Annotated in this window: 8 protein-coding genes; 7 read left to right on the top strand and 1 reads right to left on the bottom strand. The window is 72.8% G+C overall.

Translation table 11 applies throughout. The annotated features are described in order from the left end of the window. Window positions 1-103 precede the first annotated feature (103 nt). Window positions 104-463 carry an MGMT family protein gene (locus tag ACLHRZ_RS12275; protein ID WP_490418393.1) on the bottom strand — a complete coding sequence of 120 codons (360 nt, stop codon included), beginning with the start codon at window positions 461-463 and terminating at the stop codon, window positions 104-106. 155 nt (window positions 464-618) lie between these two features. On the opposite strand from ACLHRZ_RS12275, the gene ACLHRZ_RS12270 reads away from it, so the two are divergent. The 7 genes from ACLHRZ_RS12270 to ACLHRZ_RS12240 all read left to right on the top strand — a co-directional run bounded on the left by ACLHRZ_RS12270 (window position 619) and on the right by ACLHRZ_RS12240 (window position 11,196). Further along, complete coding sequence (locus ACLHRZ_RS12270) at window positions 619-3,321, top strand: flippase-like domain-containing protein (RefSeq protein WP_490418392.1); 2,703 nt, start codon at window positions 619-621, stop codon at window positions 3,319-3,321. 114 nt (window positions 3,322-3,435) lie between these two features. Next, window positions 3,436-3,831, top strand: coding sequence for a TOBE domain-containing protein (locus ACLHRZ_RS12265; protein WP_490418391.1), 396 nt, complete (start codon window positions 3,436-3,438; stop codon window positions 3,829-3,831). A gap of 13 nt (window positions 3,832-3,844) precedes the next feature. Further along, entirely contained in the window at window positions 3,845-4,594 is a 750-nt protein-coding gene (modA, locus tag ACLHRZ_RS12260; RefSeq protein ID WP_490418390.1) for a molybdate ABC transporter substrate-binding protein, read from the top strand. Continuing rightward, window positions 4,591-6,597, top strand: coding sequence for an ABC transporter permease (locus tag ACLHRZ_RS12255; protein WP_490418389.1), 2,007 nt, complete (start codon window positions 4,591-4,593; stop codon window positions 6,595-6,597). The genes modA and ACLHRZ_RS12255 overlap by 4 nt, the downstream gene beginning before the upstream one ends. Window positions 6,598-6,687: 90 nt before the next feature. Next, complete coding sequence (locus ACLHRZ_RS12250) at window positions 6,688-8,298, top strand: alpha/beta hydrolase (protein ID WP_490418388.1); 1,611 nt, start codon at window positions 6,688-6,690, stop codon at window positions 8,296-8,298. A 134-nt stretch (window positions 8,299-8,432) separates the two neighbouring features. Further along, on the top strand, window positions 8,433-9,539 hold the full coding sequence (locus ACLHRZ_RS12245; RefSeq protein ID WP_490418387.1) for a hypothetical protein: 1,107 nt from the start codon (window positions 8,433-8,435) through the stop codon (window positions 9,537-9,539). A gap of 118 nt (window positions 9,540-9,657) precedes the next feature. Beyond that, window positions 9,658-11,196 (top strand): alpha/beta hydrolase, encoded by a 1,539-nt coding sequence (locus tag ACLHRZ_RS12240; protein WP_490418386.1) that lies wholly within the window; start codon window positions 9,658-9,660, stop codon window positions 11,194-11,196. The last annotated feature ends 69 nt before the right edge of the window (window positions 11,197-11,265 follow it).

Here is an 11,265-nt window from a genome sequence, read left to right as displayed (position 1 = left end):
CCCGGGGAGCCTCCGCACGCCCGTCGCGGCCTCATCCGTTCGGGTGCTGCCCCGGGACGGCGGGCCCGCGGACGCCGCGCACGGCCCCGCCGCGCGGCCCGGCTCACGTGTGCGGAGTCACATCGCCGTCCCAGCGCGCCCGGGCCATCGCCAGGCGCGGCACGTGCCCCTCGGCCCGCCGGCCCGCCTCGCGCAGCGGGGTGCCCTCGGCCCGGTAGTGGCCGAGGGCGCGCAGCTCGTGGCCGGGCAGCAGCACCCCGTCGGCGCGGACGACCCGCCACCACGGCACCGCGCCCCCGTACAGCGCCATGACCCGCCCCACCTGGCGCGGCCCGCCCTCGCCGAGCCACTCGGCGACGTCCCCGTACGTCATCACCCGGCCGGGCGGAATCAGCTCGGCCACGGCCAGCACCCGCTCGGCATACTCGGGCAGGGTCTCCGGAAGCTCGCTCACCCGGCCCATCCTGCCGCACCCCTCCGACAACGCCCCGGGCGGATGATCACTCAGAGTGCGGTACCGCAGCACAGGGCGTACGATCCGGAGTCCGCGCCCGCGAAATGCACCCTGATGCCCCGTTGCCCGGCCGGGCCATGCCACCATCTTCCGGGCGGTGACTGGTGATACGAGACCAAGAAGAAGACAAGGACGAGCAACAGGGCGCGCAGCCTCGCGACGAGGCCCGCGTCCCCGGAGCGCTGCCCCCGTCCGGGGACGGCGGCTCGTACCCGTACGAAGGCGGCGAGGTCCACATCGACAAGGTCTCCGGCGACGAGCCCCTGCTCCCCGCCCGTGTCCACCGCCCCGCCGACCTGGTCCGGCTCTTCCTGGGCATCCTCGGCATCGCCCTCGTGCTCGCCCTGGCCGCCTTCGCGCACTTCACCACCGCCGGGCTCGAGAAGGACATCGGCGAGAGCACCGGCCGGGCGCCCCAGCTGCTCGCGAACTTCGCGGGGCTCGCGGCCAACATCGCCATCTTCATCGTGCCCGTCGCGTTCGCCATCGAGCGGCTGATCAAGCGGGACGGGCTGCGCATCGCCGACGGCGTGCTGGCCGCCGTCCTCGCGCACGGCGTCTCGCTCGGCACGGACCTGTGGGTCGCCCAGGGCGCGCCCGCCTCGATCCGTGAGGCGCTCACCCAGACCTCGCCGACCGGCGGGGTCACCGACCCGGTGCACGGCTACCTGGCGCCCGTGATCGCCTACATGACGGCCGTCGGCATGTCCCGCCGCCCGCGCTGGCGGGTGGCCATGTGGGCGGTGCTGCTGCTGGACGCCTTCGCCGTGCTGGTGAACGGCTACACCACGCCGTTCTCCATCGTCACCACGGTGCTGATCGGCTGGACCGTGGCCTACGGCACGCTCTACGCGGTCGGTTCGCCGAACGTGAGACCGACCGGTCAGCATCTGCTCGCCGGTCTGCGGCGCGTGGGCTTCAACCCGGTGACCGCCCTGCGCACCGAGGACCCGGAGGACACCGAGCACCACGACCGGGGGCGCCGCTACATCGTCACCCTGGAGGACGGGCCGCCGCTCGACGTCACCGTCGTCGACCGCGAACAGCAGGCGCAGGGCTTCTTCTACCGGGTCTGGCAGCGCCTCGCCCTGCGGGGCATCACGCAGCGCCGCAGCCTGCAGTCGCTGCGCCAGGCCCTGGAGCAGGAGGCCCTGCTGGCCTACGCGGCCATCGCCGCAGGCGCCAACGCACCCCGGCTGATCGCCACCTCCGAGCTCGGCCCGGACGCCGTGATGCTCGTCTACGAGCACATCGGCGGCCGCACCCTGGACGCCATCCCGGACGAGGAGATCACCGACGAGCTGACGGCCGGCGCGTGGCGGCAGGTGCAGGCGCTGCAGTCGCGGCGCATCGCCCACCGGCGCCTCGACGGCGACGCCCTGCTGGTGGATCGTTCCGGCAACGTCGTTCTGACCGACCTGCGCGGCGGCGAGATCGCCGCGGGCGACCTGGTCCTGCGGATGGACATCGCCCAGCTGCTCACCACGCTCGGCCTGCGGGTCGGCGCCGAACGGGCCGTGGCCTCGGCCGTGGCCGTGCTGGGTCCCGACGCGGTCGCCGACAGCCTGCCCCTGCTCCAGCCGATCGCCCTCACCCGCTCCAGCCGGGCCACCCTCCGGCAGCTCGCCCGCGAGCGCGCAGAGCGCGAACGGAACGCGGTGCTGGAGGCCTCGCGCATCGAGAAGGAGCACAGGGCGCGCGAACGCGCGGAGAAGGGCGCGGACGTCAACGAGCGCAAGGCGCTCAAGGCCGAGAAGAAGGCGGAGAAGCAGGCACTCGACGTGGCGGCCGAAGAGGCCCGCGAAGAGGACCTGCTCGCACAGATCCGCCGGCAGGTCCTGCTGATCCGCCCGCAGGCGCCGATAGAGCCGGTGCGCCTGGAACGCATCAAGCCCCGCACCCTCATCAGCTCCATCGCGGGCGCCTTCGCCGCGTACTTCCTGCTCTCGCAGCTCGCACACGTCAAACTTGGCGACCTGGTCGCTCACGCCAACTGGTACTGGGTGCTGGCCGCCGCGGCCTTCTCCGCCCTGAGCTACTTCGCGGCCGCGATGAGCCTGCTGGGCTTCGTGCCGGAGAAGGTGCCCTTCGGCCGCACGGTGCTCGCCCAGGTCGCCGGCTCGTTCGTCAAACTGGTCGCCCCCGCCGCGGTGGGCGGAGTCGCCCTGAACACACGCTTCCTGCAGCGCGCGGGACTGCGGCCGGGGCTCGCCGTGGCGAGCGTCGGGGCGTCACAGCTGTTCGGTCTGGCGAGCCACATCATCCTGCTGCTGACGTTCGGCTACATCACCGGAACCGAGAACACCTCGTCGCCCCTCCCCCCGTCCCGCACGGTCATCGGCGGCCTGCTCACGGCAGCGGTCCTGGTGCTGGTGGTGACGGCGATCCCGTTCCTGCGGAAGTTCGTCTCCACGCGCGTGCGGTCGCTCTTCGCGGGCGTGGTGCCGCGCATGCTGGACCTGCTGCAGCGACCGCGGAAGCTGCTCAACGGCATCGGCGGCATGCTGCTGCTGACGGCCACGTTCGTGCTGTGCCTGGACACCTCGATCCGGGCGTTCGGCGGGGACATGAGCTACGCGAGCGTGGCCGTGGTCTTCCTCGCGGGCAACGCGCTGGGCTCGGCGGCGCCGACGCCGGGCGGCGTGGGCGCGGTGGAAGGTGTCCTCATCGGCGCCCTGACCCTGGCCGGCCTCCCTGCGGAGACGGCTGCGCCGGCCGTGCTGCTGTTCCGCCTGCTGACGTTCTGGCTGCCGGTGCTGCCGGGGTGGCTGTGCTTCAACCAGCTGACGCGGAAGGGTGCGATTTAGCTGCGCCGGCAGGGCAAGTGCGGGCCGTCGTGGCTGATCGCGCAGTTCCCCGCGCCCCTTCGGGGCGCGGATCCACCTTGCATCTGCTAGCTGAATCGCCTTACCGTGCCGCATATGCGCACGTACACCATCGGCCAGGCGGCGCGGCTGCTCGGCGTCAGCCCGGACACGGTGCGGCGCTGGGCCGACGCGGGGCGAATACCGACACAACGTGACGAATCCGGCAAAAGACTCATCAACGGCGAGCAGTTGGCGGCCTTCTCGGTCTCCCTCGCCGCCGAGGCGAACAGCGAGGACGAGGCGCCGTACACCACCGCGCGCAACGCCTTCCCCGGCATCATCACCGCCGTCAAGCTCGGCGACGTCGCCGCCCAGGTCGAGGTCCAGGCCGGCCCGCACCGCCTGGTCTCCCTCCTCACCCGCGAGGCCGTCGAGGAACTGGGCCTGGCCGTCGGCATGGAGGCCGTCGCCCGCGTCAAAGCCACCAACGTGCACATCGACCGCGCCTGACCGGGGGGACACCATGAACCGCACGCTCACCCGCACCGCCCTCGCAGCAGCCCTCGTCCTCCCCCTGGCAGCCTGCAGCAGCACCGGCAGCAAGCACACGAGCACCCTCACCGTCCTCGCCGCGGCCTCCCTCACCGACGTCTTCAAACAAGCAGGGGCCGCGTACGAGAAGGAGCACCCGGACACCAAGCTGAAGTTCTCCTTCGCCGGCTCCCAGGAACTGGCCGCCCAGGTCCGCCAGGGCGCACCGGCCGACGCGCTGGTGACCGCCGACACCAAGACGATGGACGACCTCAAGGCACAGACCGGAACCCCCGCGGTCATCGCGAAGAACCGCCTCACCATCGCCACGGCCCCGCACAACCCCCGGCACCTCCAGGGCCTCTCGGACCTCTCGCAGGCCGGCCTCAAGGTCGTCCTGGCGGCACCCGAGGTCCCCGCGGGCCGCTACAGCAAGAAGATCCTTGACCAGCAGCACCTCTCCGTGAAGCCGGTCTCCCAGGAGCCCAGCGTCCGGGCCGTGCTCAGCAAGGTGTCCCTGGGCGAGGCGGACGCCGGAATCGTGTACGTCACCGACGCGACCGCGGCCAAGGACAAGGTGGACACCGTCACGATCCCCGACGCCCAGAACGCGGTGGCCTCCTACCCGGCGGCGACGCTCAAGAACTCCAAGAACACCGAAGCGGCCGAAGACTTCGTGAAGTGGCTGAGCTCGACCGAAGCCCAGAAACTGCTCGCATCCGCGGGCTTCCAGAAGCCGTGAAAACGAAGATCCCCCTCCCCCTGGGCATACCGGCCGCACTGGCGGTCGCGTTGCTCCTCCTCCCCCTGGCGGGCGTCCTCACCCACGCCCCCTGGAACACGCTCCCCTCCCGCCTCACCTCGCACGACGTCACCCAGGCCCTCACCCTCTCCCTCCTCGTCTCGGGCTGGGCCCTGCTGATCGCCCTGCTCCTGGGCGTCCCCCTGGCCTGGCTGCTGGCCCGCACGGAGTTCCCGGGCAAGTCACTGGTGCGCTGCCTGGTCATGCTCCCGATGGTGCTGCCCCCCACGGTGGCCGGAGTGGCTCTCCTCCAGGCATACGGCCGCCACGGCATCCTGGGCCCGGCACTGGCGAAATACGGCATCACCCTCCCCTTCTCGACCACAGGCGCAGTCATGGCCTCCGCATTCGTGGCCATGCCCTTCCTGGTGATCAGCCTCGAAGGAGCCCTGGCGGGCCTGCACCCCCGCTACGAGGAAACGGCAACATCCCTCGGGGCAACACCACTTCGCGTCTTCCGCACGATCACGCTCCCCATGGTCCTCCCGGGCCTGATCGCAGGAGCGGCCCTCTCCTGGGCCCGGGCCCTGGGCGAGTTCGGCGCCACGATCACCTTCGCGGGCAACCTCCCGGGCACCACCCAAACCCTGCCCCTCCAGGTCTACCTGCTCCTCCAGGACGACCCGGAGGGCGCAACAGCCGTCTCCCTCCTCCTCCTTGCCATAGCCACAACAATTCTGCTGGCCCTCCGCGGCCGCTGGCTGAACCCGCAGACGCCGACGGCCGGGCGGGGCCGGGGGGCCGGGGAGGGCCCGGCAAGGGGCGTTGGGGGCACCCCCAGCGGTAGCTGGGGGACGTATTTGCGGCCAAGTGCGGGGTACGCATCGCGCGGACCGGCAACGGCCGCAAATACAGCAGCCCCAGAGGGCCCTCCCCGGCCCCCCGGCCCCGCCCCCACCCCGCACCCGCTGCGCACCACGGTCCAGGGCGCGGTCAACGCAACGCTCAACGCCCCACCCGGCACAACGATCGCGGTAGTAGGCCCCAACGGCGCAGGAAAGACAACCCTCCTCCGCACCCTCCTGGGCCTCACCCCCCGCGCCACGGCAACCGAACTCCACCTCGGCACCGAAGACGCGTCCCGCACACCCCCGCACCACCGCCGCATCGCCTGGGTCCCCCAGGACGGCGCCCTCTTCCCCCACCTGACCGCCCTCGCCAACACCGCATACGGCCTCCGCGCCCAGGGCACCCCCCGCACCGAAGCCCACCGCGAGGCCCAGCACTGGCTGGACCGCCTCGGCGTCGGCGCCCTGGCGCACCACCGCCCCGGCCGGCTCAGCGGCGGCCAGGCCCAGCGCGTGGCCCTGGCCCGCGCCCTGGCCGCACGCCCCCGCCTGCTCCTCCTCGACGAACCCCTCGCCGCCCTCGACCAGTCGACCCGCACCCACGTACGCCACACCCTGCGCACGCACCTCGCAGACTTCCCGGGTGTCTGCCTCCTGGTCACCCACGACCCGGTGGAAGCCGTGTCCCTCGCGAGCCACGTCCTCGTCCTGGAGAACGGCCGTACCGTCCAGTACGCCACCCCCACCGACCTCACCCGCCACCCCCGCTCCCCCTGGGTGGCCCGCATGCTGGGCCACAACGCATGGCCCGGCCGGAGCACGGCGGACGGCAAGGTGCTGCTGGAGGACGGCGCGAGCCTCACCACGGCCGAAGCGGCACCGCCCACGGCGACGGGCCTCGCCGTGGCACCCCCCGAAGCGGTCTCCCTGCACACCGCCCGCCCCGCCGGCAGCCCCCGCAACGTCTGGCAGGGCAAGGTCCGCGAGATCATCGCACAGGGCGGCCGCCTCCGCGTCCTGGTGGAGGGCACGGACGGGGCCCCGGAGACCGCCGCCGAGATCACCCCGTCCGCCGCGGCGGACCTCGCCCTGGCCGAGGGCACCCCCGTCTGGGTGAGCATCAAGGCCACGGAGATCACCTTCGTACCGCTGTAACCCGTACGCCCCGCACCACGCGCGCCCCGACGGCCCCCCGCGGACGATGGCAGTCCCAGTCGGTCGACGTCGGTCCCGGGAGGCCCCGCCGTGTCGAGATCCACGAGATCCATACGAACCGGCGGCCTGCTCTCGGCCGTCCTGCTGACGGTCACGGCGGCAGCCGCAACGGGGTGCACGAACACAGGCCGTCCCCAGGCGGCCGCCACGGCCCCCGGCACCGCCGGCGGCACCCCCCACGGCACGGACCCGAAACTCGACTGGAAGACGTGCCCGCCCCCCAGCCCCGGCGAGGACAGCGGCGCAGCGGCCAGGCCGCCCGGCCGCGACTGGGAGTGCGCAACCCTGCACGCGCCCCTGGACTACGCGCACCCGGACGGCGAGAAGATCGCCATCGCCATGATCCGGGCGAAGGCCACCGACCCGGCGCACCGCATCGGTTCGCTCGTCTTCAACTTCGGCGGCCCGGGCGGCTCGGGCGTCACCACCCTGCCGGCGTTCGCCGAGGACTACCGGAATCTGCGCACCCGTTACGACCTGGTGAGCTTCGACCCCCGCGGGGTGGGCCGCAGCAGCGGCGTCCGCTGCCTGGACAACAAGGACCTGGACGCGTACTACGCGGCGGACTCCACACCGGCGACCAAGCCCGAACAGACGGCTCTCGTCGGCCGCGTCGAGGCCTACGCGGCCGCCTGCCGCCAGCACTCCGGAAAGGTGCTCCCGTACGTCGGGACGACGAACGCCGCCCGCGACATGGACCTGATGCGCCAGGCGCTCGGCGACGCCAAACTGCACTACTTCGGCATCTCCTACGGCACCGAACTGGGCGGCGTCTACGCCCACTTGTACCCCAAGAACGTCGGACGGGCACTGCTCGACGCGGTGGTCGACCCGTCGAGCGACCCGGTGCAGAGCGCCCTCGCCCAGGCCCGCGGCTTCCAGCTGGCACTCGGCAACTACATGGCGGCGTGCCCGCAGACCTCCGACAACTGCCCGACGGAGCGCTCGATCACCGACCTCCTCGACCGGCTGGGCAAACAGCCGATCCCGGCAGCAGGCGGCACCGGCACCGACACCGGCTCCCCCACGCCCACCGCCGGAACCGCCGGCCGCGAGCTGACGCGGTCGCTGGCGACGAGCGGAATCGCGCAGGCCCTGTACTCCAAGGACTTCTGGGACTACCTCACCGAGGGCGTCGAGGACGCCGAGAACGGCGACGGAAGGATTCTGCTCTCCCTCGCCGACTCCATGAACGGCCGCAACCAGGACGGTCATTACAGCTCCTTGCAGGCCTCCCTCAACGCGGTCACCTGCGCGGACTTCGCCCAGCGCTACACGGCGGAGGACATCGAGCCGAAGGCGGCGGAGTTCCGCAAGGCGTCGTCGGTCTTCGGGGACTTCATGGCGTGGAGCCTCCTGCAGTGCACCGGCTGGCCGGTCAAGGGCGAGTGGCAGACGCCGGACGTGAGCGCGAAGGGCGCCGCACCCATGCTCGTGGTCGGCAACACCGGTGACCCGGCGACCCCTTATGAGGGAGCGCGCACGATGGCGCGGGAGCTGGGCGAGGGCGTCGGAATCGAGATGACGTACCGGGGCCAGGGCCACGGCGCGTACGACAGCGGCAACCCCTGCGTCAAAGGTGCGGCAGACGCGTATCTCCTGGACGGTAAGGTCCCGGAGCCCAACAAGGTGTGTTCATAGCACCCATAGCAGATCACACCGGTAATACGAACTGCACCGGCTCGAATGTCAGTGGCCCGCACTACGATCGCCCGCACAGAAGTTCCGTACGCGGACGGCGCGTTGCGGACCGAGCACGGGGCGGGGGGATCGAAGTGTCGAACGACAGCAGCACGTTACGGACCGGGGCCGGGCGCCCCGGCAGCCCCGGCCACAGGGCGCGGGCGCTCACGGGCGCCCTGGCCGTCGCGGCCCTGCTCGCGGCCCTGGCGGCCTTCTGCCAGGCGGAGTTCGGGCCGCTGGCGAGGCCCTCGTACTGCTGGGGCACCTGGCCGGAGGACGGCGGCCCGTTCCGCGGTGGCGACCACGACCGCTCGGCGCAGGAGAGCGCCCCCGCCCCCGGGCGCCCGTACGGCGCGTGCACGCTGAGCTGGCGCGGCGGCCGGGGCGCCGGGGCGTACCGGCAGCGGTTCGACGTGCGGTACGGGACGGGCCCGCGGGAGGCGGAGGCCCGCCGCGCCTGGCTCTCGGGGCTGCTGGTGGGCGGTGACAGCGCGCTCCCGGACGGCCTGCCCGGCTTCGTGGCCGCCGGCTCCGGCACGCTGGTGCTGCCGCCGTCGTGCGACGTGGACGGCCGCCCGTCGGTCGTGACGGTGACGAGCTCGTTCCGGGACGCGGACGGGGCGGAGCCGGACAGCGACACCGACCGCCCCGGTTTCCCGGACGACTCCTCCCCCGCCCGCACGGGCCGCCTCCTGGTGGACGCGGCCAACAGGGCGGTGAGGGCGTCGCGTTGCGCCCCGTCGCCGGTCGTGCAGCCGCAGCACGCGCCGCCCAGCTGGGTACGGGTGTCGGCGGGCGGCCCGGCGGAGCAGTGCGCGATACCGGGGCTGGCGGTGGCGGCCGCGGACTCGGTCAGGCTGACGGACACGGTGGGCAGCGTGGGGGACGACTTCCAGACGTGCGCGGTCGCCGCCGACGGCCGGTGGGCGGCGCGCTTCGCCATGATCGCCCGGCCGCGGGTCGTCGCCCTCTTCGACGGCCTCGCCGGGGACGGCCCGCCCGCGCCGGGGTGGCGTGCGCACGGCCGCATCGAGGCGTCCGGCGCGCTGATCCAGGCGGAGTGCGAGGGCCGTCCGACGGTCTTCACCATGCGGACGGGTCCAGGCCGTTCACGCACCCGGCTCGACGACGCCCGCGCGGTGTTCCCGGACTTCGTCGACGCGGTGGGGCGGCGCATCGGGTGTGCGCCGCTGCACTAGCCGCCGCACCAGGGGGTGCCCGGTGGCGCGGCGGGAGCGGACCGCGACCCGCCGCGCTCCCCCGTGCGCGCCCGTACCCCGAGTCCGGTGCGGGTGATTCCTCCGTAGAGTCGGTGAAATGAGTACCGCACGGCCCCGGGCCACCGCCCTCGCCTCCGCCGCCTTCGCGCTCGCCCTGGCCGCCACCGTCACCGCGTGCGGCGGGAGCAGCGGCGATGCCGGGTCCGGCGCCGACGCCAAGCAGCCGCCCTCGGGCGGCGCCGCCCTGCGCTGGACGGCCTGCGACGCCCCCACCGCCGCCCAGGGCGGCGGCAAGGCGCCCGGCAAGGGCTGGGAGTGCGCAAAACTCCCCGTACCGCTGGACTACGCGAAGCCGGACGGGGAGCGGATCGAGATCGCTCTGATCCGGGCCAGGGCACTGGACGCCGGGCACCGCATCGGCTCGCTGGTGTTCAACTTCGGCGGCCCCGGCGGCTCGGGGGTCTCGACGCTGCCGGGCCTCGCCGACAGCTACGGCAAACTCCGGCAGCGCTACGACCTGGTGAGCTTCGACCCGCGCGGGGTCGGCGAGAGCGCGGGCGTGCACTGCCAGAGCGACAAGGAGACGGACGCGGCCAACGAGATCGACGCGACACCGGAGGACGACGCCGCGGTCCGCACGTACCTGGCGGCGAACAAGGCCTACATCGACGCGTGCGCCAAGAACTCCGGCAAGGTCCTGCCCTACGTGGACACCGTCGACGCCGCCCGGGACATGGACCGGATCCGGGCCGCCGTGGGCGACGACAAGCTGCACTACTTCGGCATCTCGTACGGCACCGAACTGGGCGGCGTCTACGCCCACTTGTACCCGAAGAACGTGGGCCGCGCGGTGCTGGACGCGGTCATCGATCCCACGCAGGACCCCCTGCAGGGCAATCTCGCCCAGTCCAAGGGCTTCCAACTCGCCCTGGACGACTACGAGAAGGACTGTTCCTCCCGGTCGTCGTCCTGCCCCGGCACCGACGAGATCACCGCACTGCTCAAGCGGCTCCGCACGCAGCCGCTGCGGACGGCGCAGGGGCGCAAGCTCACGCAGGACGAGGCGGTCAACGGCATCGCGGCCGCGCTCTACACCAAGGACACGTGGAAGTTCCTCACGGACGGCCTGGAGGAGGCCCTGCAGAAGGACAACGGCACCATCCTGCTGATGCTCTTCGACTCGATCAGCGGCCGCTCGCCCGACGGCCACTACTCCAACCTGCAGCCGGCCAACCGGGCCATCTCCTGCGTGGACGAGGAGCAGCGCTACACGGTCGACGACGTGAAGACGCACCTGGCCGAATTCCGGGCCGCCTCACCGGTGTTCGGGGAGTCGGCGGCCTGGTCGCTGATCTCGTGCACCGGGTGGCCGGTGAAGGGGAGGACGAAGGCGCCGGAGGTCGGCGCGAAGGGTGCGGCGCCGATCGTGGTGATCGGCAACACCGGGGACCCGGCGACCCCGTACGCCGGTGCGGGGCGGATGGCGTCTGCGCTCGGCGCCGGGGTGGGGGTCGAGGTGACGTACCGGGGCGAGGGGCACGGGGCGTACAACACGGGGGATCCGTGCATGACGCGGCTGGTTGACGCGTATCTGCTGGAGGGGACGGTACCGAAGGCAGGGGTGACGTGCGGGTAGTCGTCGGCTTGTCGCGCAGTTCCCCGCGCCCCTTCGGGGCACGGTCACCCAGGCGCCCTGTCAGGGGCG

It is taken from the genome of Streptomyces sp. AM25, from assembly GCF_058146165.1.
Note: the sequence above shows the minus strand (reverse complement) of the source record. Positions and strands in the feature narration are given on the sequence as shown.